General features: G+C 69.1%; 24 protein-coding genes. 10 read left to right on the top strand and 14 right to left on the bottom strand.

Annotated elements, in window-relative coordinates:
- Positions 1-30 precede the first annotated feature (30 nt).
- The 6 genes from AC07U4_RS14050 to AC07U4_RS14025 all read left to right on the top strand — a co-directional run bounded on the left by AC07U4_RS14050 (position 31) and on the right by AC07U4_RS14025 (position 5558).
- On the top strand, positions 31-1290 hold the full coding sequence (locus AC07U4_RS14050; protein ID WP_052075813.1) for a TolC family protein: 1260 nt from the start codon (positions 31-33) through the stop codon (positions 1288-1290).
- Positions 1287-3431 (top strand): type I secretion system permease/ATPase, encoded by a 2145-nt coding sequence (locus tag AC07U4_RS14045; protein ID WP_495195774.1) that lies wholly within the window; start codon positions 1287-1289, stop codon positions 3429-3431. The genes AC07U4_RS14050 and AC07U4_RS14045 overlap by 4 nt, the downstream gene beginning before the upstream one ends.
- Positions 3428-4615, top strand: a complete 1188-nt coding sequence (locus AC07U4_RS14040; RefSeq protein WP_495195773.1) for an HlyD family type I secretion periplasmic adaptor subunit — start codon at positions 3428-3430, stop codon at positions 4613-4615. The genes AC07U4_RS14045 and AC07U4_RS14040 overlap by 4 nt, the downstream gene beginning before the upstream one ends.
- On the top strand, positions 4612-5082 hold the full coding sequence (locus AC07U4_RS14035) for a winged helix DNA-binding protein (protein WP_495195772.1): 471 nt from the start codon (positions 4612-4614) through the stop codon (positions 5080-5082). Before AC07U4_RS14040 ends, AC07U4_RS14035 begins: the two co-directional genes overlap by 4 nt.
- A 14-nt stretch (positions 5083-5096) precedes the next feature.
- Entirely contained in the window at positions 5097-5306 is a 210-nt protein-coding gene (locus AC07U4_RS14030; protein WP_495195771.1) for a hypothetical protein, read from the top strand.
- A 78-nt stretch (positions 5307-5384) separates the two neighbouring features.
- Entirely contained in the window at positions 5385-5558 is a 174-nt protein-coding gene (locus AC07U4_RS14025; protein WP_156143816.1) for a hypothetical protein, read from the top strand.
- Between the two features lie 187 nt (positions 5559-5745).
- Here the strand turns inward: AC07U4_RS14025 and parE are convergent, their stop codons facing one another.
- Positions 5746-7728 (bottom strand): DNA topoisomerase IV subunit B, encoded by a 1983-nt coding sequence (gene parE / locus AC07U4_RS14020; RefSeq protein WP_038662504.1) that lies wholly within the window; start codon positions 7726-7728, stop codon positions 5746-5748.
- Positions 7729-7916: 188 nt separating this feature from the next.
- Here parE and AC07U4_RS14015 point away from each other — a divergent pair, with 188 nt between their 5' ends.
- Positions 7917-8747, top strand: coding sequence for an outer membrane beta-barrel protein (locus tag AC07U4_RS14015; protein WP_038662507.1), 831 nt, complete (start codon positions 7917-7919; stop codon positions 8745-8747).
- Between the two features lie 667 nt (positions 8748-9414).
- Here AC07U4_RS14015 and AC07U4_RS14010 read toward each other — a convergent pair.
- Entirely contained in the window at positions 9415-10140 is a 726-nt protein-coding gene (locus AC07U4_RS14010) for a GcrA family cell cycle regulator (protein ID WP_495195770.1), read from the bottom strand.
- A gap of 64 nt (positions 10141-10204) precedes the next feature.
- On the opposite strand from AC07U4_RS14010, the gene AC07U4_RS14005 reads away from it, so the two are divergent.
- Positions 10205-11059, top strand: coding sequence for an ABC transporter permease (locus tag AC07U4_RS14005; protein WP_038662513.1), 855 nt, complete (start codon positions 10205-10207; stop codon positions 11057-11059).
- Positions 11017-12336 carry a serine hydrolase gene (locus tag AC07U4_RS14000; protein ID WP_495195769.1) on the top strand — a complete coding sequence of 440 codons (1320 nt, stop codon included), beginning with the start codon at positions 11017-11019 and terminating at the stop codon, positions 12334-12336. The genes AC07U4_RS14005 and AC07U4_RS14000 overlap by 43 nt, the downstream gene beginning before the upstream one ends.
- Here the strand turns inward: AC07U4_RS14000 and AC07U4_RS13995 are convergent.
- Genes AC07U4_RS13995 through AC07U4_RS13980 form a run of 4 tightly spaced genes read right to left on the bottom strand, consistent with a single transcriptional unit; the run spans position 12322 to position 15252 of the window.
- On the bottom strand, positions 12322-12870 hold the full coding sequence (locus AC07U4_RS13995) for a GNAT family N-acetyltransferase (RefSeq protein ID WP_495195768.1): 549 nt from the start codon (positions 12868-12870) through the stop codon (positions 12322-12324). The genes AC07U4_RS14000 and AC07U4_RS13995 overlap by 15 nt on opposite strands.
- Positions 12867-13655 carry a LysR family transcriptional regulator gene (locus AC07U4_RS13990; protein ID WP_038662521.1) on the bottom strand — a complete coding sequence of 263 codons (789 nt, stop codon included), beginning with the start codon at positions 13653-13655 and terminating at the stop codon, positions 12867-12869. Before AC07U4_RS13990 ends, AC07U4_RS13995 begins: the two co-directional genes overlap by 4 nt.
- Positions 13652-14050: a Co2+/Mg2+ efflux facilitator ApaG/CorD gene (gene apaG, locus AC07U4_RS13985; RefSeq protein WP_038662524.1), complete on the bottom strand. Its 399-nt coding sequence runs from the start codon at positions 14048-14050 to the stop codon at positions 13652-13654. The genes AC07U4_RS13990 and apaG overlap by 4 nt, the downstream gene beginning before the upstream one ends.
- Positions 14047-15252 (bottom strand): trans-sulfuration enzyme family protein, encoded by a 1206-nt coding sequence (locus AC07U4_RS13980; RefSeq protein ID WP_038662526.1) that lies wholly within the window; start codon positions 15250-15252, stop codon positions 14047-14049. Before AC07U4_RS13980 ends, apaG begins: the two co-directional genes overlap by 4 nt.
- 114 nt (positions 15253-15366) lie before the next feature.
- Between AC07U4_RS13980 and AC07U4_RS13975 the strand changes: the two genes are divergently transcribed.
- On the top strand, positions 15367-16599 hold the full coding sequence (locus AC07U4_RS13975; RefSeq protein WP_495195767.1) for a phospholipid carrier-dependent glycosyltransferase: 1233 nt from the start codon (positions 15367-15369) through the stop codon (positions 16597-16599).
- A 31-nt stretch (positions 16600-16630) separates the two neighbouring features.
- Here the strand turns inward: AC07U4_RS13975 and AC07U4_RS13970 are convergent, their stop codons facing one another.
- From AC07U4_RS13970 to AC07U4_RS13935, 8 genes are all read right to left on the bottom strand, one after another.
- Positions 16631-17728, bottom strand: coding sequence for a glycosyltransferase family 2 protein (locus AC07U4_RS13970; RefSeq protein ID WP_495179061.1), 1098 nt, complete (start codon positions 17726-17728; stop codon positions 16631-16633).
- Entirely contained in the window at positions 17725-18768 is a 1044-nt protein-coding gene (gene leuB / locus AC07U4_RS13965; protein WP_495195766.1) for a 3-isopropylmalate dehydrogenase, read from the bottom strand. The genes AC07U4_RS13970 and leuB overlap by 4 nt, the downstream gene beginning before the upstream one ends.
- 28 nt (positions 18769-18796) lie before the next feature.
- Positions 18797-19528 carry a DNA repair protein RecO gene (gene recO, locus AC07U4_RS13960; protein WP_137898302.1) on the bottom strand — a complete coding sequence of 244 codons (732 nt, stop codon included), beginning with the start codon at positions 19526-19528 and terminating at the stop codon, positions 18797-18799.
- 54 nt (positions 19529-19582) lie between these two features.
- On the bottom strand, positions 19583-20464 hold the full coding sequence (locus tag AC07U4_RS13955; RefSeq protein WP_495195765.1) for a GNAT family N-acetyltransferase: 882 nt from the start codon (positions 20462-20464) through the stop codon (positions 19583-19585).
- Entirely contained in the window at positions 20461-21411 is a 951-nt protein-coding gene (locus AC07U4_RS13950) for a polysaccharide deacetylase family protein (protein ID WP_495195873.1), read from the bottom strand. Before AC07U4_RS13950 ends, AC07U4_RS13955 begins: the two co-directional genes overlap by 4 nt.
- Positions 21412-21453: 42 nt before the next feature.
- The gene (gene uvrC / locus AC07U4_RS13945; protein ID WP_038662545.1) at positions 21454-23376 is read right to left on the bottom strand and encodes an excinuclease ABC subunit UvrC; all 1923 of its coding nucleotides are present in this window, start codon (positions 23374-23376) and stop codon (positions 21454-21456) included.
- Between the two features lie 88 nt (positions 23377-23464).
- Positions 23465-23905: a hypothetical protein gene (locus tag AC07U4_RS13940; protein ID WP_495195764.1), complete on the bottom strand. Its 441-nt coding sequence runs from the start codon at positions 23903-23905 to the stop codon at positions 23465-23467.
- 73 nt (positions 23906-23978) lie between these two features.
- On the bottom strand, positions 23979-24299 hold the full coding sequence (locus tag AC07U4_RS13935) for a DMT family transporter (RefSeq protein ID WP_495195763.1): 321 nt from the start codon (positions 24297-24299) through the stop codon (positions 23979-23981).
- Positions 24300-24505: the final 206 nt, after the last annotated feature.

Genomic DNA, 24505 nt, shown 5'->3' with positions numbered 1-24505 from the left:
CCCAGACTATTGGCTGCGACGGGCGCGGTGATGACCGTCGCCCTCGCAGGCAGCGGCATGGCCGCGGATGCGCCCGTCCCGGTCACGCTGGAAAGCGCCGCGCGCGACGCCGTCGCCTGGCATCCCTCGGTGATCGAGGCCGCCGGCACGCTTGCCGCCAGCGGCGAGGAGGTCGCCGCGGCACGCGCCGGCTATCTGCCGACGGTCAGCGCCGGGCTCGGCAGCGGCTATGACAGCCGCGTGTCGGGCACCTGGTCGCCACGCCCGCAATTCAGCGCGTCGCAGATGCTCTACGACTTCGGCAAGGTGTCGAGCGACGTCGCCGCCGCCCGCGCCGGCACCCGCGCCAGCCGCGCCGAGATGCTGCTCGCGGTCGACACATTGGTCCGCGACACCGCTTATGCGATCATCGAACTGCAGCGGGCCACCGCGCAGCGGGCCATCGCCCGCGATCAGGCCGATCGCATCCGCCAGATCAGCGCACTCGTCGGCCAGCGCTCGACGATGGGCGCCGCTACCCGGTCGGACGCCTTGCAGGCGCAGGCCCGCGTCGAGGCGGCCGAGGCCAGCCTCACCCAGGTCGAGGCGGAGGAGCGGCGCTGGACCAGCAACCTCGCCTTCCTGCTCGGCCATCCCGCGCCCGCCGGCGTCGCCGCCGACGTACCCGGCTGGCTGATGCAGGGCTGCGCCGGCCCCGCGCCGTCGTGGCAGAGCGTGCCCGCGGTCGCCGCCGCCGATGCCGAGACCGAGCGCGCCGCCGCCAACCTGCGCCGCAGCCGCGCCGACCGCTATCCGACGCTGTCGTTCGGCGGCGATGCCTCGACCGACGTCAATTCGCCGTTCGGCGACCGCAGCATCTACAATTTCGGCCTGCGCGTCACGAGCAACATCTTCGCCGGCGGCCTCACCAAGGCGCGGGTGCGCAGCGCCGCCTATCGCCTCGACGCCGCCGAGGCGAGCGCGCGGCGCGTCCGCAACGAGAGCAGCCAGCAGCTCGCCGAGGCGCAGCAGCAGATCGACAGCCTCTCCCGCCTCGCCACCACGCTGGCCTCGCGCGAGGACAATATGCGCGAGACCGGCCGCCTCTACCGCATTCAGTATCTCGAAATGGGAACCCGCACCTTGGTCGATCTGCTCAACGCCGAACAGGAGCTGCAACAGGTGCGCTTCGACGCGGTCAACACCACCCAGAACCTGCGCCGCCTGCAGATCGACTGCCTCTACGTCTCGGGCCGGATGCGCGACGCCTTCGGCCTCTCGGGCACCTCGGTGCGTGGGGTGACGCTGTGACCGCCGCGATCGCTCCGGCGGCGCCCGTCGCCGTCGACGGCTGGCTCGAACTGCTCGCCCGCGTCGCCCGCCACTATCGCCTGCCTGTCTCCGAACAGCGTGCGCGCCTTGCCGCGCAATGGGATCTCGGCGGCGACGAGGACGCGCGCATCCTCGCGCTCGCCCGCGCCACCGGTCTCACCGTCCGCTTCTCGACGCCGCAGGAGGTCAAGCTCAGCGGCTGGCGCCTGCCGATGATCGTCCGCCTCGCCGATGGCGAGATCGCCCTGATCGACGGCATCGACGGCGACGATCAGGCGCGGCTGGTGCTGCCCGGCGACCGCGGCGGCCAGACCCGCCTGTCGCTGGCCGAGCTGCGCGCCGCCGCCACCGGCTTCGTCGTGCCACGACCGTCGCGCTCCTCGCCCGACGCGCGCGTCGACACCTATATCCGCCCGTTCGAGGATCACTGGCTGCGCCAGATCCTGATGCGCGACGCCCCCGCCTACGGCCATGTCATGGTCGCTTCGGTCGTCACCAACCTGCTCGGCCTCGCCGGCGTGCTGTTCTCGATGCAGGTCTACGACCGCGTCGTGCCCGCGGCGTCGATCCCGACGCTGACCATCCTGTTCGTCGGCGTGCTCGTCTCGATCGCGTTCGATTTCGCCTTGCGGCGGCTGCGCACCAACATCGTCGACGTGCTCGGCAAGCGCGCCGATCTGCGCATCTCCGACCGGGTCTTCGGCCACGCGCTGCGCGTCCGCAACCAGTCGCGCCCGGCCTCGACCGGCACCTTCATCGCCCAGCTCCGCGACCTTGACCAGGTCCGCGACATGCTGACCTCGACGACGATCGCCACCGTCGCCGACCTTCCTTTCTTTCTGATGTTCCTCGGCCTGCTCTGGTACATCGGCGGCCTGCTCGCGCTGGTGCCGGTCGTCGCGCTCGTCCTGCTCCTGCTCCCCGGCCTGCTCGCCCAGCGCCGGCTGCGCATGCTGGCGACCGAATCGATGCGCGAATCCTCGCTGCGCAACGCGATGCTGGTCGAGGCGGTGCAGGGCATCGAGGACATCAAGGCGCTCCAGGCGGAGGACCGCTTCCACCAGCAGTGGAACCACTACAATGCCGTCGCCGGCGAGGCGCAATTGCGCCTGCGCGGCCTCACCAACGGCCTATCGGTATGGACGCAGAGCGTGCAGAACGGCGTCTATGCCGCGATCATCTTCGTCGGCGCGCCGCTCGTCATCTCGGGCAGCATCACCACCGGCGTGCTCGTCGCCACCTCGATCCTCGGCTCGCGGATGATGGCGCCGATGGCGCAGGTCACGCAATTGCTCGGCCGCTGGCAGCACGCCAAGGTCGCGATGGGCAGCCTCAACCAGATCATGGCCCTGCCGGTCGACAGCGCCGACGCCGACCACCGCATCCCGCTGCCCGCAGTCACCGGCGCCTTCACCCTGCGCTCGGCGGTGTTCACCTACGCCGATCCCAACGCGCCGCCCGCGCTGACCGTTGGCGGGCTGGAGATCGCCGCGGGCGAACGGATCGCGCTGCTTGGCCGCAACGGCGCCGGCAAGTCGACCCTGCTCCAGGGCCTGTCGGGCATGCTGCAACCCGTCTCGGGCGAGGTGCTGCTCGACGGTCTCGCGCTGCACCAGATCGATCCCGCCGACGTCCGCCGCGACGTCGGGCTGCTCACCCAGTCGAGCCGGCTGTTCCACGGCACGCTGCGCGAGAACCTGACCCTCGGCGCGCCGTCGGCGTCCGATACCGAGATCATGGCGGTGCTCGCCATGGTCGGGGCCGACGCGATGCTCCGCCGGATGCGCGACGGCCTCGGCCATGTCGTGCAGGAGGGCGGGCGTGGCCTGTCCGGCGGGCAGGTGCAGGCGCTGCTCCTCGCCCGGCTGCTGCTCCGCCAGCCGATGGTCGCGCTGCTCGACGAGCCCACCGCGGCGATGGACGAGGCCACCGAACGCCACTTCATCCAGCGACTCGGCGAATGGGGTCGCGACCGGACGCTCGTCGTCGCCACCCACCGGATGCGGATGCTCGATATCGTCGACCGCATCATCATCATCGACCAGGGCGGCGTCATTCTCGACGGCCCGCGCGACCAGATCCTCGCCACGATGCGTGGCACAAGGAGTGCAGCGGCATGACCAGCATCACCGCCGACGACGACCATCTGTTCGGCGGCGACGGCGAGGCTGCGCGCCTCACCGCCACCCGCCTGATCTGGCTGCTCGCCGCCCTGTTCGTCGCCGCGCTCGGCTGGGCCTGGTTCGCCAGCCTCGACGAGGTCGCGACCGGCGAGGCGCGCGTCGTGCCGACCAGCCGCGAACAGGTGCTGCAATCGCTCGAGGGCGGCATCCTCGCCAAATTGCTCGTCCATCAGGACGATATCGTCAAACCCGGCCAGTTGCTCGCGCAGCTCGACCCGACGCAGGCGGGCTCCACCGTCGAGGAAAGCGCCGCCAAATACCGCGCCGCGCTCGCCAGCGCCGGCCGGCTGCAGGCCGAGGCCAACGGCACGCCGCTGCGCTTCTCCCCGGAGCTCGACCGCTTTCCCGAGCTCAAGGCGGCGGAAACCAGCCTCTACGAGACCCGCCGCCGCAGCCTGCAATCCTCGATTCAGTTGATCGACCAGAGCCTCGCGCTGATCGGCCGCGAAGTGTCGATCGGCCAGTCGCTGATCACCGTCGGCGCGGCGAGCAACGTCGAGGTGCTGCGCCTGCAACGCCAGCGCGCCGAGCTCGAACTCAAGAAGGCCGACCTGCGCTCGCAATATATGGTCGAGGCGCGGCAGGACCTCGCCAAGGTCATGGAGCAGGTCGACTCGCTCGGCCCCGTCGTCCGCGGCCGCTCCGACACGCTGAGTCGCCTCACGCTGCGCTCGCCCGTGCGCGGCGTGGTCAAGAACATCGAGGTGTCGACGATCGGCGGCGTCATCCCGCCCAACGGCAAGGTCATGGAGATCGTGCCGCTCGACGAACGCCTGCTGATCGAGGCGCGCATCCAGCCGCGCGACATCGCCTTCATCCGTCCCGGCCAGGCCGCCAAGGTCAAGGTCACGGCCTATGACTATTCGATCTACGGCGGCCTCGACGGCGTCGTCACCACCATCTCGCCCGACACGATCCGCGACGAGGTGAAGCCCGACGTGCTTTATTATCGCGTCTTCGTCCGCACCAAATCGGATTCGCTGACCAACAAGGCGGGTCGCCGCTTTCCGATCACCCCCGGCATGGTCGCCACCGTCGACATCCACACCGGCAGCAAGACCGTGCTGCAATATCTGCTCAAACCCCTCAACCGTGCGCAGGAGGCGCTGCGCGAACGATGAGCCCGCCTCTCGACCATGCCGCCCTCGCCGGCGCCACCCCGCTCGACGGCGGTGACGCCACCGCGACCTTCTCGCCCGTGCTGCTCGCCCGCGCACGTCAGGCCCGTCAGCTGCGGGCGCGGATGAGCCACTTCCTGCCGCGCGACCTGCTCGTTGATCCCGCCTGGGACATGATGATCGACCTGTTCGTCGCCGCCGGCACCGGCGAGCGCCTGTACGTCAAGGACCTGACGCTGATGTCCGGCGAGAGCACGACCAGCGCGATGCGCCGCATCGACCGGTTGCAGGAGGCCGAACTGCTGTCGCGCCACCCCGACCCGACCGATCATCGCCGCGTCCGCGTCCGGCTGACCGGCAAGGGCTATACCGCGATGGCGGCGATGCTCGAACATCTGTTCGACACGCCCGACGGGGCCGAGGCCGCCGCCGATCCGCGCACCTTCCGCCCTGGCCCGGTGCGGCGCTAGGCGGATCGGACGGCATGACCCAGCCCCCCGCCCCCAGCCATCTCGCCGACCTGCAGACCGCCTTCGAGGACGGCCGCCTGTCCGGCGTCGACGGCAGCGCACGCGATTGCCCCTTCGATCACAGCTCGGTGCTGATCCTCGCCGCCTGGCACGCCGGCTTTTCGCATGGCCGGCTCCAGGCGCGCGATATGCCCTCGCCGCCGCCGCAATGGCCGCCACATTGAGGTTAACCGTTCGTCTTATTTAACCTATTTAAGTGGTTAATGGGTGGAACGGCGACAAATGGGTGGAGTTGGACGCGGATGATCGATCCTGCCGACTCTGTCTTCGCCTTCGAGGAGGGGGATCACCTCACGCGCATCCACCTCAAGCTCGCGCTCGAGGACATCGGCTTCGTCGTGTGCGAAGAGGACGAGACGATCCACCTGCTCCACAAAGCGGAATGCGAAACCCGGGATGGCGCCGCCCAGCGCTGACGGCAAGAAGAACGGCTTGCGATGACGCCGTTTCCTTACGATCTGATGCCCCCCGGAACGGATCGAGGCTTATACGAAACATCTGACGTACCCCGGCGAAGGCCGGGGCCCAGTTGGGAAGGCTGTTGCAAGTCATTCCGAACCTTCACCCAACTGGACCCCGGCCTCCGCCGGGGTACACGGTTGGTCAGGCGTCGATCGCCTCCTCGTCCAGCCGCGCGGCATTCTCCTGGATGAAGGCGAAGCGGTGCGCCGGATTGTTGCCCATCAGCCGGTCGACCAGATCCTTCACCCCCGCCCGCTCCTCATATTCCTGCGGCAGGGTGATGCGGATCATGCCGCGCGTCTTGGGGTCCATCGTCGTCTCGCGAAGCTGCCCCGGATTCATCTCGCCGAGCCCCTTGAACCGCGCCACCTCGACCTTCTTGCCCTTGAACGCGGTCTTCTCCAGCTCGGCGCGATGCGCGTCGTCGCGCGCGTACAGCGACTTGGCGCCGACCGTCAGCCGATAGAGCGGCGGCTGCGCCAGATACAGATGCCCGCGCCGCACCAGATCGGGCATCTCCTGGAAGAAGAAGGTCATCAGCAACGTCGCGATATGCGCACCGTCGACGTCGGCGTCGGTCATGATGACGACGCGCTCGTAGCGCAGCTGGCTCGCGTCGCACTCCTTGCGCGTGCCGCAGCCCAATGCCTGGATCAGATCGGCGATCTCTTGATTGGCGACGATCTTGGCGCTCGTCGCACTGGCGACGTTGAGGATCTTGCCGCGGATTGGCAGGATCGCCTGCGTCTTGCGGTCGCGTGCCTGTTTCGCCGAGCCGCCCGCCGAATCGCCCTCGACGATGAACAGCTCGGTACCCTCGTTGCCGTCGTTGGCGCAGTCGGTCAGCTTGCCGGGCAGGCGCAGCTTGCGCGCGCTGGTCGCGGTCTTGCGCTTGACCTCGCGCTCCTGCTTGCGGCGCAGCCGCTCGTCCATCCGCTCGAGCACATAGCCGAGCAGCGCCTTGCCACGGTCCATATTGTGGCCGAGCCAATGGTCGAAATGGTCGCGCACCGCCTTTTCGACCAGCCCCGCCGCCTCCGGGCTGGTGAGGCGGTCCTTGGTCTGGCTCTGGAATTGCGGATCGCGGATGAAGACGCTGAGCATCAGCTCGCTGCCAACCATCACGTCGTCGGCGGTGATCTCCTTGGCCTTCTTCTGGTGGATCAGCTCGCCGAACGCGCGCAGGCCGCGGACCAGCGCCTGCCGCAGCCCCTGTTCGTGCGTGCCGCCGTCGGGGGTCGGGATCGTGTTGCAATACCAGCTGTAGCTGCCGTCGCTCCACAACGGCCAGGCGACCGCCCATTCGACGCGGCCCTGTGCGCCGGGGAAATCCTGATTGCCCGCGAAGAAGTCCGACGTCGCGCACTCGCGCCCGCCGACCTGTTCCTTGAGGTGGTCGGCGAGGCCGCCGGGGAATTGGAACACCGCCTCGGCCGGGGTGTCGGTCCCCTCGACCAGCTCGGGCGCGCAATGCCAGCGGATCTCGACCCCGGCGAACAGATAGGCCTTCGACCGCGCGAGCTGGTAGAGCCGCTTGGGCTTGAACGCGAGCTCCGGCCCGAAGATCTCGGTATCCGGCGTGAAGGCAACCGAGGTGCCGCGCCGGTTGGGCGCCGCGCCGACATGCTCCAGCGGCCCCTGCGTCACGCCGCGGCTGAACCGCTGGCGATAGAGCTGCCGCTCGCGCGCCACCTCGACCAGCGTGTCCGACGACAGCGCATTGACCACCGATACGCCGACGCCGTGCAGGCCGCCGCTGGTCGCATAGGCCTTGCCGGCGAACTTGCCGCCCGAGTGCAGCGTCGACAGGATCACCTCGAGCGCGCTCTTGTCGGGAAACTTGGGGTGCGGGTCGACCGGAATGCCGCGGCCATTGTCGGTGATCGTCAGGCGGTTGCCCGGCTCCAGCGTCACCTCGATCCGCGTCGCATGGCCGGCGACCGCCTCGTCCATCGCATTGTCGAGCACTTCGGCGGCGAGATGGTGCAGCGCACGCTCGTCGGTGCCGCCGACGTACATGCCGGGGCGACGGCGGACGGGTTCGAGCCCCTCCAGCACCTCGATCGAAGATGCGTCGTAATTGCTCTCGGGCGCCGCGGCGGACGCAAAAAGGTCTTTGGCCATTACCGGGAACCATAAGGGAACATCGCCGCCGATACCAGCGCCGGGCAATGGCGATTCAGCCGCCCCATGTTGCTCGAATATGTCTATGCTGATGCATGAAAGCCACACTTTAAGTGAATCAAAATGCTGATGCATATCAACGGCATCCCGCACGTTCCTGAGCTGCTGCAAACACTCCGGGAGAGACTATGCGTACCACCCTGCTGCTCGGCGCCCTCGCCGCCGTCACCTTCGCCACCGCCGCCCAGGCGCAGGACGCCGGCGATCCGGCGCCGTTCTCGGGCATCTATGTCGGCGCCGCCGGCGGCTATGACGTCCAGCCCAACGACACCGGTTCGACGATCCTGTTTGACCGCGGCTCGAACGGCAGCTTCGGCGACACGGTGATCGCGAACGGCGGCAACGCCTTCACTCCGGGTTTCTGCAACGGTCGCGCCCGCGCCGCGACGCCGCTGCCCGCCGGCTGCGCCAACGATAAGGACGGCTGGTCCTATTATGGTCGTATCGGCATGGATTCGCAGACCGGCAACATCGTGATCGGTGCGCTCGGCGAATTCGGCAAGACCGAGATCACCGACAGCGTCAGCGGCTTCTCGACCACGCCGGCCAATTACGTGATGACCCGCGACGTGAAGTGGGAAGCGAGCATCCGCGGCCGCGTCGGCTATGCGCCCGGCACGACGCTGTTCTACGGCACCTTCGGTCCGGGCTATGCCAATATCGACCGCAGCTTCACCTCGACCAACACTGCGAACGCCTTCACCCAGTCGGGCAAGCGCAAGCAGTTCGGCATCGTCGGCGGCGGCGGCATCGAGCAGAAGCTCGGCGAGCATTTCTCGGTCGGTATGGAATACACCTACCACCAGTATAACGACGACGACGCCCGCGTCCGCGTGGCGCAGGGCAGCGCGCCCGCGACCAACCCGTTCGTCGTCGGCGGCACCACGACCGACTTCCGTCGCTCGGACGAGAAGTTCCGCTGGCATTCGCTGCGCGCGACGGCGGCCTTCCGCTTCTAAGCGCGATCGTCACGCCCGTTCGAAAGGGATCGGCTTCGCAGGAAGCCGGTCCCTTTTTGCTGCATGCATCACGCGGGAGGACCGCCGTCTGTCCTACACGCCGGGCACGTGATATCTCCCGTGGCGACGCTCCTTCTCATCGCCGCACCACGATCATGACAGATTTGGAAACGATGGAAATCGATCGTTTCCGTTAAGGTGTCCATGTTGTCCATGTCGTCCAACATGGACGTGGTCCCTCGGCCTCCCGCAAGCCCTATGCGAAGGTCGGTCCCCGACACCCCAAGCGAGTACCCCGGCGTAGGCCGGGGCCCAGTTGAGTGAAGCTTTGGAATAACTTACGACGCTTCATCCTAACCGGACCCCAGGCTTCGCGGCACCGCCGCAAACCTCTCCCAGTACTCCCGCGCAGGCGGGAGCCCAGGAGTCACGCACGCTACAAGATGTTGTTTCGCTTGGCCCTGGGTTCCCGCCTTCGCGGGAACACGAGAAAGGGACGACGGCCTTTCTCGGCGGGATCGACATCCAGCGGCCGGAGTGAGGTCCTCCCCGTCAGGAAGTGCCGGGCTGGATTGCCCCCGGCGATTCAAGCCCACGCCATCACCAGCAAAGAAAAAGGCCGCCCCCTCGCGGGAAGCGGCCTCCTTCACACCCAAATCGCGATGGCTCAGCGCACGCGCGGGCCACCGAACGGCAGCGGCGGCGGCGGACGCCGGTCGCGGCGCGGCAGCTGCGCCTGATAGGCGTGGCCGCAATGCGCGACGCAATACGGGAAACCGGGGTTCACCTTGTCGCCGCAGAAGTGGAAGTCCGGTTCGCCGGGATGGCCGAGCGGCCATTTGCAGATCCGGTCGTTGAGGTCGAGCAGCGTCGTCTTGCCGGCGATCTCGGGCGACGGCTTGGCGGGCACCAGCCGGCGCGGCGGCGCTGGAGTGGAGGGCGGCTGCTGCTCGCCGGGCGACTGGCGGACGAACCCGCCGGGACCGACCGAGCGCAGGATCGGCTGCGGCTCGCGCTTGGGGGCGGCGACGACCTCTTCGTCCTCCTCCTCGTCCGCATCGTCCTCGACGGCGTCATCCTCGTCCTCGTCGGCATCGGCCGCGACGACGACCGGCTCCGGCGCCGGACGCGGGGGGGCCGGGGGCGCCGCGACCACCGGTGGCGGCGCGGGTTCGGGCTCGGCCTCGGGCAGCGGCACGTCGGGCACCGGCGCCGCGGCGACCGGCTCGTTCGGCTTCACCGGCGACGGGCGCGACTGGAGGCCCAGGCGGTGGGCCTTGCCGATCACCGCGTTGCGACTGACGCCGCCCAGCGCCTCGGCGATCTGGCTGGCGGTCTGCCCCGCCTCCCACATCGTCTTGAGCGTGTCGATCCGCTCGTCGGTCCAGGACATTATCACGTTCCTTACACTTGCGCCGGGTTGCGGGCGGCTGCGGCTGCGGTTACCCGCTTCGGCCATGAGCAGCCAGCCCCCAATCGGCGAGATCCAATCGGCAATCCGGTCCGCACCCGGCGTTCCGGTCATCCGGAACGTGAACTGGGGCGGCCTGAAGACCCTCTATGTGAAGGAGGTGCGCCGGTTCTTCAAGGTCCACCTCCAGACAGTGTGGGCGCCATCGATCACCACGTTGCTGTTCCTGATCGTCTTCACCATCGCCACCGGCGCGAAAAGCCCGGTCGTGGTCGGCGGCATCACCGTTCCCTTCGCCGATTTCATCGCCCCCGGCCTCATCATCAGCCAGGGGATGATGGGCCCCGCCTTCGCCAACGCCAGCTTCTCGCTGCTCGTCGGCAAGATCCAGGGGACGATCGTCGATTACCTGCAACCGCCTCTATCGACGTGGGAATTGCTCGCCGCGCTGGTCGGGGGCGCGATGACGCGGGCGTTCATCGTCGGCTTCATCTGCTGGTGCGCAATGGCGCTCTACCCCGGCGTCCACGTCACGCCGACCCACCCGCTGGCGATCCTGTGGTTCGGCCTGCTCGGCGCCGCCTTCCTGTCGTTCCTCGGCGTGCTGACGTCGATCTGGGCGGAAAAGTTCGACCATGCCGCCGCGGTGACCAATTTCGTCATCGCGCCGCTGTCGCTGCTGTCGGGTACCTTCTACTCGGTCGACCGGCTCGCCCCCGCCTTCCGCGCGTTCAGCCACGCCAATCCCTTCTTCTACATCATCTCCGGCTTCCGATACGGCTTCCTCGGCACCGCCGATTCGCCCATCATGGTCGGCAGCATCGCGATCCTCGCGGTGGACATCGCACTGGGGGTCTTATGCTATCAGCTGCTCAAGCGAGGCTGGAAGCTCAAGAACTGATCGCGCTGGCGGCGACGGCGCTGATCGCGCTGACGCCGCTCGCGGCATCGGCGCAGACGCCCCCCGCCGCCGCGGCTGCCCCCGTGGCGGACCCCGCCGTCCACACCCGCGCCACCGCGCTGATCCCGGTGCTCGCCGGCCGCCCCGGCTACGACGCCCTCTTCACCGCCGCCTTCCGCCAGGCGGTACCGTCCGCGCAATGGACAGCCCTCGCCGCGCAATTGCGCGCCACGCTCGGCGAGCCGCGCCGCGTCGCCCGCCTCGATCCCGCCGGTCGCTGGGCGGCGACGGCGGTGATCGACTATGACCGCGGCACCGCGACGCTGCGCCTGTCGCTCGATCCCGCCGCGCCGCATGCGATCGCCGGCCTGCTGATCACCGGCACCGACTTGCGCGGCGACACGCCCGCCAAGGTGCAGGCCGACCTCGCCGCCTTGCCCGGCATCGCGCAGGTCGGCATCTACGCGCTCGACGGCCCGCAACCCGCGCCGCTCGCCGAAACCCGCGCCGACACCCCCGCCCCGCTCGGCTCGGCGTTCAAGCTCTGGGTCCTCGCCGAGGCGGCGCGGCAGGTCGCGGCGGGGACGCGCCACTGGGACGACGTCGTGACGGTCGGGCCGCCGTCGCTCCCCTCCGGCATCCTTCAAAACTGGCCGCGAACCACGCCGGTAACGCTCCAGACGCTGGCGACGCTGATGATCTCGATCAGCGACAACACCGCCACCGACACGCTGGTCCGCCTGCTCGGCCGCCGCGAGGTGGATGCGATGGCGGCGCGATACGGCGCCACCGGCCCGGTCCTGACCACCCGCGAAGCCTTCGCGATCAAGGCCGACCCCGCACTCACCGCCGCTTGGACCGCGGCGGACGCCACGGGTCGGCGCGCGCTGCTGGCGACCGAAGCGACGCGGCTCGACGCCGCCCGTCTCGACCCGCTGATGTTCTCCTCGGGTCCGCTAGCCAGCGAGACCGTCGAATGGTTCGCCGCCCCGCGCGACATGGCACGCCTGCTCGCCGATCTCCGCGATGCCGGCCCGATGGTGCGCGACATCCTGTCGATCAACCACGGCGTGGATCCCGCGACCGCGGCGCGCTTCGCCTATGTCGGCTTCAAGGGCGGCTCAGAACCCGGCGTCATCGCGCTCAACCTGCTGGCGCAGACGAGGACCGGCCGCTGGTATGCGATCTGCGCGAGCTGGCACAGCGCCGACGGCGCGGTCGACGAGCCCCGGCTGATGGCGCTGGTCACGCGGGCGCTGGGGCTATTGGCGTCCTGACATGGCGGCGTCGCGCGCCAGCCACTCGCTGCGCAACATCGCGTAGATCAACGTATCGCGCACCCCGATATGCGTCTGCCATTCGGCGCGCAGCCGTCCCTCGCACGTGAAGCCGATCCGCTCCAGCAGCCGTGCGGAGGCGACCGCGTCGGGATCGATATCGGCGAAGAGGCGCCGCGTGCCTTCGCCGAACAGCTGCGCGATCACCGCGCTCACCGCTTCGCGCGCCACGCCGCTCCCCCACGTCGCCCGTGCGAAAAGATAGCCGATCTCGCTGACCCCGGGCCGCCTCTCGCCGACATAGACGAAGCCGATCGCCGCCGCCTCGCCCGCCCGCACCGCCGCCCAGGCGCGCTGCCCTAGTCGCATGTCCGCGAAATAGGAGCGCAATTCCTCGACCGACGCGAACGGTCCGCGCGACCACCAATGCATCACCTCGGGGTCCGCCATGGCGGGAAACAGTGCCTCGGCGTCGTCCAGCGCCAACGGCCGCAACGTCAGCCGCGCCGTCGTCAGCGTCGGCGTATCGCTCACCCGGTCAGCGCGTCTACCAGCGCCCGGACCTTCGCCTGCCGCCATTGCGGCAGCGGCGCGACCAGCCAATAACCGCAGCGCGACGGCTGCGGATCGCCGACGACCGCGACCTTGCCGTTGGCGATGTCGCGCGCGGCGAGCAGTTCGGACACCGTCGCACGGCCGAGCCCCGCCACCGCCGCATCGATCGCAAGACCCGCATCGGCGACGCGGACCAGCGCATGGCCGTCGCCACCGGGGCAGCCCGGCCAGGCGATCAGCGTCTCCGCCGCGCCGGGCGCGGCGATCGTCACCATGCCCTCCGACTCGAGCGCCTCGCCCTCATGCTCGCCCGGCCCTTCGCCCCAGCGGATAGCCAAGTCGAGGTTCGCTTCGGTGAAATCGACCGCATCGTCCGCCGCGATTAGCACGAAGCGCAACTCGCCGTCGCGCTGCGCGACCTCGGCGAGCCGCGGCATCAGCCATTTCTCGGTCAGGTCGCGCGGTGCGGCGATGGTCAGCGATTTGGACGATTGACCGGCCTGCATCGCGCGGACCGCCTCCTCGAACTGGAGGAAGCCGTCGCGCAGCGCACCCAGTCCGGCGTCCGCCTCGGGCGTCAGCTCCAACCCCCGCGTGGTGCGGCGGAACAGCACGACGCCCAGCGTATCCTCCAGCGCGCGGATCTGCTGGCCGACCGCGGCGGGAGTCACCGCCAGCTCGTCGGCGGCGCGGGTGAAGCTCAGGTGGCGCGCCGCGGCGTCGAGCACACGCAGCCCGTTGAGCGGCAGATGTGTCCGCTTCACGATTCGACCGCCGACGCGAGCAGCGCGAATTTGGGGATCGCCGCGTCGAAGCAGGCACCGTCCTCGTCGATCATCCTATAGCTGCCCTGCATCACCCCGCTCGGCGTCTGCAACGGGCAGCCCGAGACATAGTCGAAGCTCGCGCCGGGCGCGATCAGCGGCTGCTCGCCGACGACACCCTCGCCCTCCACCGAATGGCGGGCACCACGTCCGTCGATGATCACCCAATGACGGGTCAGCAACTGCACCGCGCGCGCCGATTCATTCTCGATGCGGATATGATAGGCCCAGAACCAGCGGCCACGCCGCGGCTCGGACTGTTCGGGCAGATAGCTTACCGCCACGCGTACCGTCACCCCGTCGGTGGTCGCGGCATGCGGGAAGAATTCCTTCACAGACCGACCTGCCGCAGCGCCTGGTCGAGATCGTCGATCAGGTCCTGCGGATCTTCCAGCCCGACGTTGAGGCGCAGCATGCCCTCGTTGATCCCCATCTCGATCCGCTTGTCCTCGGCGACGCCGGCGTGCGTGGTCGAGGCGGGGTGCGTCATCAGCGAGCGCGAATCGCCGATGTTGTTCGAAATGTCGATCAGCGCCAGCGCGTCGAGCAGCCCGTGCGCCTGTGCGCGATCGGCGACCTCGAAGGCGAAGATCGGGCCGGTCGCCGACATCTGGCTCATCGCCAGGTCGTGCTGCGGATGGCTGGGCAGGCCGGGATGGAGGATGCGCGGCACGCGGCCTTCGAGGAAGCGGCCGACGGTAATCGCGCTCTGCGACTGGCGCTGGATGCGCAGATCGAGCGTCTCCAGCCCCTTGAGCACCACCCAGGCGTTGAACGGCGACAGCGTCGGGCCGGTGTTGCGGGTGAAGGGCAGCAGGGTGTTGTCGATGAAGTCCTTGCTGCCGCACACCGCGCCGGCGAGCACGCGGCCCTGCCCGTCCATCATCTTGGTCGCCGAATAGGCGGTGACGTCGGCGCCGAAGTCCATCGGCCGCTGGAGCGCCGGGGTGGCGAAGGCATTGTCGACGACGCTGACGATGCCGCGCTCGCGCGCGATGCCGCAGACGGCGCGCAGATCGACGACGTCCATCGTCGGATTGGCGGGCGTTTCGAAGAAGAAGACCTTCGTCTCGGGCCGCACCGCGTCGAGGAACGCCTGCGGGTCGCGCGCATCGACCACCGTCGTCGCGATGCCGAATTTCGGCAGCAACGTGTCGGTCAGCCATCGGCACGAGCCGAAAGCGGCGCGACCGCCGACGAGATGGTCGCCGGCCTGCAACTGGCAGAGCAGCGCCGCGGTCATCGCCGCCATGCCGGTCGCCATCGTCCGGCACGCCTCGGCACCTTCGAGCAGCGCGATCCGCTGTTCGAGCATCTCGACGGTCGGGTTCTGGAGGCGGGAATAGGTCATCCCCTCCTGCTCGCCGGCGAAGCGCGCCGCGGCATCGGCCGCCTTGTCGTAGGTATAGCCCGAGGTGAGGAACAGCGCCTCGCTGGTCTCGCCATATTCGCTGCGCGCGGTGCCGCCACGGATGGCGAGCGTCGCCGGACGCCAGTTGGCGGTGATCGAGCGGTCCTGTCCTGCCTTGCGCTTCATGCGATGCGCTTAGCCGGACGGGTGCGGGCGGTGCAAGCGTTGCGGGCTTCCTGCTCCTCCCGAGTCCGGAGAGTTGATCTTGCCAAGCCGCCCCTCCACGAGGACAAGACCGACGTGCGCCTCTTCTCCCGCCCCCTGCCCGCCGCGCTCGCCATCGGCCTCGTCGCGCAGTTGCTGTTCTGCTGGCGGCTGACCACGCCGCACGTGCTCGTCTTCGACGAGGTCCATTACGTCCCCGCGGCGCGGATGCTGCGCGGACTGGTCGGGCCGGTGAACATCGAGCATCCCTTGCTCGGCAAGACGCTGATCGCGCTGGGGATGACGATCTTCGGCGACGGCCCGCTCGGCTGGCGCGCGCTGTCGACCGTCGCGGCGAGCGCGGTGGTGACGGGGGTGTTCGCGATCCTCTGGCTGGTGTTCGGGCGGGTGCGCACCGCGAGCCTCGGCGCGGCGCTGACGCTGCTCAACTTCACCGTCTTCGTGCAGGCGCGGATCGCGATGCTCGACGGGTTCATGGCGGCGTTCGTCGTCACCGGACTGGCCGCGCTGTTATGGGCGATGCGCGCGCGGGGCGCGGCGGTGTGGTGGCGGTGGCTGCTCGGCGCGCTGCTGCTCGGGCTGGCGGTGGGGACGAAATGGACCGCGCTGCCGTATCTAGGCTTTGCCGGCGCGACCTATCTGGTCGCGCGCCGGCGGCGGCCGGACCTCTGGCCCGGTCTCCATCCGCTGGTCGCGTTGCCGCTGCTCGGCGGGGTGGCGATGCTCGCCTATTTCGCGACATTCTGGCCCGCCTTCTTCTACGCCGACCAGCCGTTGACGTTCGCGCGACTGCTTCCCTTCCAGCTCGACATGTACCGCCAGCAGACGCAGGTGCTGCCGCCGCATACCTATCAGTCGAGTTGGTGGACGTGGCCGTTCGACTGGCGGCCGGTCTGGTATTTCTACGAGCCGGCGGACGGCGCGCAGCGCGGCATCCTGATGCTCGGCAATCCGGTGGTGATGTGGGGCGGGCTGGTCGCGGTGGTCGCCGGGATCGCGGCATGGGTGCGCGACGGCGACGCGCGGACCGGCGGCGTCGCCTTGCTGTGGATCGCCAGCATCGCGATGTGGGCGCTCATCCCCAAGTCGTTGGGCTTCTATTATTATTACTGTCTGTCGAGCATCTGGCTGGCGATGGCGATCGCCGCGGCCTTCGATCACTGGCGGGTGCGCCTGCGCTATTGGGACGAGGCGTTCCTCGCCGCGAGCGCGGTGCTGTTCATCCACTTCCACCCGATCCTGTCCGCCGCGGCGCTGCGCGGGCCGGGGTCGTTCCATGGCTGGATGTGGCTGAAGAGCTGGGTCTGACATCGAAATTCGGGAGGGAGATACCGTCGCGTCAGTACCGACCCCATACGAATTTCGACGACAGCGCGTAATTCCACACCGCGCCCACCAATATCCCGAGCAGCGCGGACGCCGCCGCGCCCTCGTTGTGGACGTCGTGGACGAAGGCGGCGATGCCGACGTTCGCGACCAGCCCGACCGAACAGACGACGCAGAACGACACCCAGCCGTCGAGCCATTGCCGCACGCCCTTCAGCCGCCGGTCGCGATAGGTCAGCGCGTTGTTGAGCGCGAAATTGAACGTCATCGCCGCCAGCGCGCCGAGGATCTGCGCGCCGAGGAAGGCCGCGCCGAACAGCATCGCGACGCCGAGCACGCCCATATGCACGCCGACGCCGAGCACGCCGATGCACGAGAACATCGCAAAGCGCACCGGCACGAACCGCCCGAACATGCGGTCGTAGAGCGCGATTAGATATTCCATCGCGACGACGTGATCGAGTTTCGACTCGCCCTCCGTCCGCACCCGGAAGGTATAGGGCAGTTCGGCGAAGCGCAGCGGTTCGGCGCTGGCGGTCATCAAATCGAGCAGGATCTTGAAGCCGATCGCCGACAATTCGGGGGCGAGCCGCCGCGCATGAGCGGTGCGGATCGCGAAGAAGCCGCTCATCGGATCGCTGAGGTCGCCCTTGAGCACCCGGCGCGACAGCCGCGTCGCGAACGCCGATTTGGCGACGCGGTCGCGGTCCCAGTCGCCGGTCCCCCCGCCGTCGACGAAGCGCGAGCCGACCACCACGTCGAGATCGGCATCAGCCTGCAACAGGTTGAGCATCTTGGGCAGCAACGTCTCGTCATGCTGCAGATCGCCGTCGATCACCGCGACCACCGGCGCGGCGGTCGCGCACATCCCCTCGATACAGGCGGACGACAGTCCGCGCCGGCCGATGCGATGGATCACCCGCACCCGCGTATCGACCCGCCCCAGCTCGCGCGCCGCCTCGGCGGTGCCGTCGGGACTGTCGTCGTCGACGAAGATCGCTTCCCAGCGCCGCCCGGCCAGCGCCTGATCGAGCCTGGCGATCAGCGTCGGCACATTGGCGCGTTCGTTGAACGTCGGGATGACGACCGCGATCTCGAGCAGCGCGCTCACAGGACGGCGAGGACGGCGTCCCCCATTGCGGCCGTGCTCATCGTCCCGCCGAGATCGGCGGTGCGCGCGCCGTCGCGGATCGCCTGCGCCACCGCCGCCTCGATCCGGTCCGCCGCCGCGCCGTTCCCGAGAGAATGGCGCAGCATCATCGCCGCCGACAGGATCGCGGCGCAAGGGTTGGCCTTGCCCTGTCCGGCGATATCGGGGGCCGAGCCGTGGATCGGCTCGTACAGCCCCTTGCCCGCATCATCGAGGCTCGCCGAGGGCAGCATGCCGATCGAGCCGGCGCACATCGACGCCTGATCCGACAGGATGTCGCCGAACAGATTGCCGGTGACGATCACGTCGAACTGGCCGGGATTGCGCACGAGCTGCATCGCGGCATTGTCGACGTACATATGGGTCAGCGTCACGTCGGGATAATCCGCCGACACCTCGATCACCACGTCGCGCCACAATTGCGAGGTTTCGAGCACGTTGGCCTTGTCGACCGAGCAGAGCTGGCCGCGCCGCTTGCGCGCCGTCTCGAACCCGACGCGGGCGATGCGCCGCACCTCGGTTTCGTCGTAGCTCATGATGTCATAGCCTTCGCGATGACCCGCGGCGGTGGTGCGACGCCCCTTCTCGCCGAAATAGACGTCGCCGTTGAGTTCGCGGACGATGACGAGGTCGATCTGGCGCGCGACGTCGGGCTTCAGCGCCGAGGCGTCCTCCAGCCCCTCGAACAGCGTCGCCGGGCGCAGGTTCGAGAAGAGCGACAGATGCTTGCGCAGCCCGAGGATCGCCTGTTCGGGGCGCAGCGCGCGTTCGAGCGAATCGCAGGTCGGATCGCCGACCGCCCCGAACAGCAGTGCATCCGCACGCCGCGCGACGTCGAGCGTCGCCTCGGGCAGCGGATGGCCGACGCTGTGATAGGCGACGCCGCCGACCGGCGCCTCCTCATAGGTCAGGTCGAGATCGAGTGCGTCGAGCACGCGGCGCGCCTGGGTGATGACTTCGGGGCCGATGCCGTCGCCCGGCAGGAGTGCGATCAATGCCATGGCCGCTGCCTAGCCGCGGCGCCGGGCTTCACGCAACGGCCCTTTTCAGCATCGCGACCAGCCGTTCGCGCGCGACGAGCGGATCGGCGCGGCGATCGGTGAGCAGATCGCGCGCGAGGAAATGGCCGGTGATGGCGAGGCCGGCGAGGATATCGGGCCAGTCGGCCGCGCCGCCTTCGGTGAGGAAGGCGGGCAGCGCGAACAGCCGCGCCTCATAGCCATAGGCCGCGCCGCGGCTGACCGCGCCGCCGCTGCGGGGGGAGACGAAGCCGAGATCCTCCTCGCCGCCGGTGACGACGCAGGCGGTGAGATCGAGGCCGAAGCCGAGTTCGGCGAGCAGCAGCAATTCGTAGCGGACGAGCGCGGTCGCCCAGCCGCGCGCCGCCGGCGCCGCCTCGACCGCGTCGAGCACCGCGCCGAGCGCGTCGTAGAGCCGCGGATAAGGCTGCGCCTCGGGCAGCGCCGCGGCGGTCAAGGCGGTAACCCAGGCGAGCGCCGCGGCGGGCAAGGGTTCGCCGTGCAGCGCGGCGCGGCTGTGCAGCGGCTCGACGGTGAGCGCGGCGAGCTGTTCGCCGGTGCGCGCCCGCCATTCGCCGGCGATCGCATTGGCCGGCTGCAACACGGGGCGCAGATGGCGCGACCGGCCGCCGCGGACATAGCCGGGCTGGACGCCGTCGCCGCGGGTCAGCGCGCGCACCACCGCACCGTGCTCACCATGCGCGCGGATCGCGAGAACGATGGCTTCGGCGCGCAGGTGCATCAAGGGGATATAGCCCCCCGGCCCTTTCCCGCCAGAGGCAGGACCGACGGCACGCTACCGCCGCACCCGCTTCGCCAGCGCCGCCACCCGCGGATGCTGCGCCGCCCGTTTCGCCCGCGCCATCGCGCTGTCGAACCCCGCCAGCGCCGCCAGCGTCGCCCGGTTCGCCAACGTCGGGCGGAGCAGCAACAGGTCGACGCAAGGCACGCCGTCCGTGGCGAACTGGCGCTTGTGCTGGCCCTCGCCCTCGGTGAAGTCGAAGCGCGCGAACCGGTCGTCGAACAGATCGCGCATCGCCGCCGCATGCAGCACCGTACCGGGCGACAGCTCGCCCCACGCCGGATCATGGCCGACATGATCGTAACGCAACGCAGACCCCTGCGCGGTACAACACAGATAGGCCGCCGGCACCCCGCCGATCAGCAGCAGCCACGCACGCAGCCCGTCCGCCGCCGCCAGCGCCGACAGATGCGCCACCGCCGCCGGATCCTCGGGCAGGCCGGCGTCGAGCAGGCGTTCCTGATAGGTCGTCGCCGACACGGCTCGCGCCAGCGGGTAGAAAGCGGCGAACTCTGCCGCGGTTCGATAGGCGTGAATCTCCAGCCCCGCCGCCTCGATCTTCCGCGTCTTGCGCTTCAGCGTCGACCGCGCCGAGCCCGACAGGCCCGCGAGCCACGCCGCATGGCCGATGCCCAGATCGGTATAGAACCGCGTATAGCGCTGGCGCACCATCGCGACACGGCCGCCACGCTCCACCGCGGCGGCGAGCGATGCAGGCAACGAGGTAATCAGATAGCCGTCGCCATCGGTCTCCGGCAGCATCGGCACCTGCCCCGCCAGCACCTCGTCGAGCGACAGCGCCACCCGCACCAGCCGTCGCCGCACCGCTGCCACGGTCCGCGCCCCGATCTGGAACTTGAGCGCCACCACCGTCATACGCCGCGTTCCGCGACCCAATTCGACCACAGTTGCTCGGCCTGCCGCAACCGCCGGCGGAGAGCATTGGCGCCGAGCGGGCGATCGTCCTGCCCCAGCGCCAGCGCAGGCCGGTCGGTGAAATGCGCCGTCGGCAGCGCGTCGGTGCGCAATGCCAGCAGCCGGCACAAGGTATCGAAACGCCGGACGTGCACGCCATTGGCGCGCGTGCCGAGCCGGTTGGCGAGCTCGAAGCCGTGGCTGACGATCGTCACCGCGGCATGATCCTCCGCCGCGGCATGATCGAGCGCCGCCGCAGTCTCCGCCCCCGACAGCGCGCATAATTGGAAGGTGCGCCACATGCCCGGCGCATCCTCGATCACCGTCACCGGCACCTCGATCAGATGATGGTCGATCGGCGCGATCTGCGCGGGCGGCAGCGCGATCCGGCTTTCCGCCGCCTCGGCGCCATTGTGGCTGCTGTCATAAGCGAAACCGAGCTCGGCGAGCGCGATCAGCGTATCCTCGTTCGCCGCATAGCCGCCGGCGCGAAACGCGATCGGCGCCGGCGCACCGGCGGCGACCAGCAGTTCGACCGCGCCGCGCAGCAGGTCGCGCTGCTCGGCCAACGTATATTCGTGCAGCTGGAAGCGGGCGTAATGCGCGCCGCGGTCACCGACCCGCGCCGCGGTCCAATTGGGATGGAGATGGAGCTGCACCTCCTGCCCCGCCGCGAGAATGGTATCGACCATCCGCTTGACCGGCGCGAGGCCGAAGATCAGCGCCGGCATCGGATCGACAAAGAAACATGCCTTCAAACCGTGCTCGGCGAGCAGATCGAGCTGATAGCTCAGCCCCACGCCGGCGGGTTCGATCGACCGCGCATAGATCGTTTCGACGTCGAGCCCGGCAGCGTGATGCCGCCAGGCGAATTCGGTGTCGATCGTGAGGAAGACGCGGGTCACCATGGCCCGGCCATACGGCAGGGACATGAACAATTGGTAGGGCCATCACCGTGCGTGGTAGAAGTCGTACACCTGCTGCGCGACGCCCGCCGACACGCCCGGCGCCTTCTTGAGATCCTCGAGGCTGGCGTTGCGCACCGCGCGGCCGGTGCCGAAATGCATCAGCAGCGCCTTCTTGCGCGCGGGGCCGATGCCCGGCACCTCGTCGAGCGGGCTCGCACCGATCGCCTTCGAGCGCTTGTCGCGATGCGCGCCGATCGCGAACCGGTGCACCTCGTCGCGCAGGCGCTGGAGGTAGAAGAGCACCGGGGCATTGACCGGCAGCTGGAATTCGCGCCCGTCGAGCATGTGGAACACCTCGCGCCCGTCGCGGCCGTGATGCGGCCCCTTGGCGACGCCGACCATGCACACGTCCTCGATGCCGAGATCCTCGAGCACCGCCTTGGCGGCATGGAGCTGTGGTTTGCCGCCGTCGATCAGCACCAGATCGGGCCAGGTACCGTCGTCGCGATCGGGGGCTTCGTCGAGCTGGCGCGCGAAGCGGCGGCGGAACACCTCGCGCATCATGCCGACGTCGCTGTCGGTCGCCGCCTCGTTGCCCTTGATGTTGAACTTGCGATACTGGCCCTTGCGGAAGCCCTCCGGCCCGGCGACGACCATCGCACCCAGCGCGTTCGTCCCCTGGATATGGCTGTTGTCGTAGACCTCGATCCGGTCGGGCGGCTCGGGCAGGTCGAACAGGTCCGCCACCTCGCGCAGCAGCCGCGCCTGCGTCGTGCTCTCCGCCAGCCGCCGTTCGAGCGCCTCGATCGCGTTGCGCTTGGCCTGATCCATCAGCCGCCGCCGGTCGCCGCGCTGCGGCACCGACAGCGCGACCTTGTAGCCCGCACGCTCGCCGAGCGCTTCGCCGAGCAACGCACCCTCGGTCAGATCGCGGTCGAGCAGGATCGTCTTGGGCGGCGGCACCTCCTCGTAGAATTGGGTGAGGAAGCTCGCCAGCACCTCGTCCTCGGGCACCTCGTTGGTATGCTGCGGGAAGAAGCTGCGATGGCCCCAATTCTGGCCGCCGCGAATGAAGAACGCCTGGATGCCCATCGTCCCGTCGCGGCAGGCGAGCGCGAAGACGTCGGCGTCCCCGACCCCCTCGGCGTTGATCGCCTGCGACCCCTGGACGAAGGTGAGCGCCTTCAGCCGGTCGCGGATCAGCGCGGCCAGCTCGAAATCCATGTTCTCCGCGGCCGCCTGCATCTGCGCGCCGAGCTTGGCCTGCACCTTGGTCGACTTGCCGGCGAGGAAGTCGCGGCAATCGTCGACCAGCTCCTGATATTCGTCCTTGCCCACGCGGCCGACGCACGGCGCCGAGCAGCGCTTGATCTGGTAGAGCAGGCACGGCCGGTCGCGCGTCTTGAAGAAACCGTCGGTGCAGGAGCGCAACAAGAACAGTTTTTGCAAGGCGTTGAGCGTGTTGTTGACGCTGCCCGCGCTGGCGAAGGGGCCGTAGTAATTGCCCGGCGCGCGGCGCGCGCCGCGATGCTTCTGGACGCGCGGAAAATCGTGATCGCCGCGCAGCAGGATGAACGGGAACGACTTATCGTCGCGCAGCAGCACGTTGTAGGCGGGACGATAGCGTTTGATGAGCTGCGCCTCGAGCAGCAGCGCCTCCGCCTCGTTGTTGGTGGTGACGATCGTCATCGACCGCGTCTGCGCGATCATCCGCTGCAGCCGCTTGGTCAGCCCCTTGACCTGCGTGTAATTGGCGACGCGCTGCTTGAGCGAGCGCGCCTTGCCGACATAGAGGACGTCGCCCTTGGCATCGTGCATGCGATACACGCCGGAGCGGCTCGGCAGCGTGGCGAGGACGTTGCGGATCGCGGCGATCCCCGCGTCGAGATCCGGCGTATCGGACCCGCGGACGGTGAAGGTGGCGCGTTCTTCGTTGAATCGATCGGGAGGACCGTAACCGGACATGAGCGGCATGTAGGAGTCGCGGCGGTGCGGGGCTAGAGGCTTGCGACGACGCGGGGAATTCGTCCCCCGCCAATGCGAGGAACGGGGGTTACCGCCCCGATGGCAGCGCGCGGCGGCTCTGGACCTTCTTGACCAGAGTCGACGCCCCCTCGATCGCTTCCAGATCCGCCGCCACCTTCGCGAGCAGCGTCGGCGTCATCTGCCCGCCGCTGAGCGGTGCGAGCCTGCGCAGCGACAGCGACTGGAACTTCGGCAGATTGGGGTCGTCGCTCATCCCCGGCACGTCGCGATCGAGGATCGCCTTCGCGCGCGGTTCGGCGATCAGGTCCGCGATCGGCGTATCGAGCGAATAGCCGCCCGCCGCCGGGGCGGCCGGGGTCGCCGCAGCAACGGGTGCGACCGGCGCGACAGGCTCCGCCGGCGCGGTCACCGTCTCGTCGGCCGGCAGGTCGAGCGCGAATTTGTCCGCCGCTTGCGCGGCCTGCGAGGATTGCGCCAGCATCAGCGCGGCGAACAGAAGCATCGACATCGGGCCACCTCGATCCGGCCGCGCAAGGGCGCGCCGTACCCCGTTGTAGCAGCCCCGCGCCGGTGCGAAAGGGTCAGGCCTGCGCGAACATCTTGGTGCCGACGATGCCGATCACGGTCAATGCCATGAAACACGCCTGCACCATGCCGACCTTGTCACCGAACAGCAGCACGCCGCCGATGATGACGCCGACCGCGCCGCAGCCGGTCCACACCGCATAGGCCGTACCGGCGGGCAGGCCGCGCATCGCGAGCGCGAGCAGCCCCATGTTGACGAAGGACAAAATGATCGGAACGCTCGACGCTTGCCACGTCGCGAGCGTCGCCGCCCATTTCAGGCTGAGCGCCCAGCAGATTTCGGTGAAAACGGCGACGCCCAGGATGAGCCACGACATGGATGTTACTCCTGTACGGGCTCGTGGATGCAGGACGGCGCCGGAAACCCGGGAAGAGACGCGCGTCTGAGATATGAGGGGCGGGAGGCCCCGAATTCCTCCCCCGCAAGGGGGAGGTGGCAGGCCGAAGGCCTGACGGAGGGGGAGGATACGGCGAGTTCGCCGTGTGCCGAGACACCCCCTCCACCACCGGCCTCCGGCCGGCG

This window comes from Sphingomonas sp. GW821-FHT02B09, from assembly GCF_059421875.1.
Note: the sequence above shows the minus strand (reverse complement) of the source record. Positions and strands in the feature narration are given on the sequence as shown.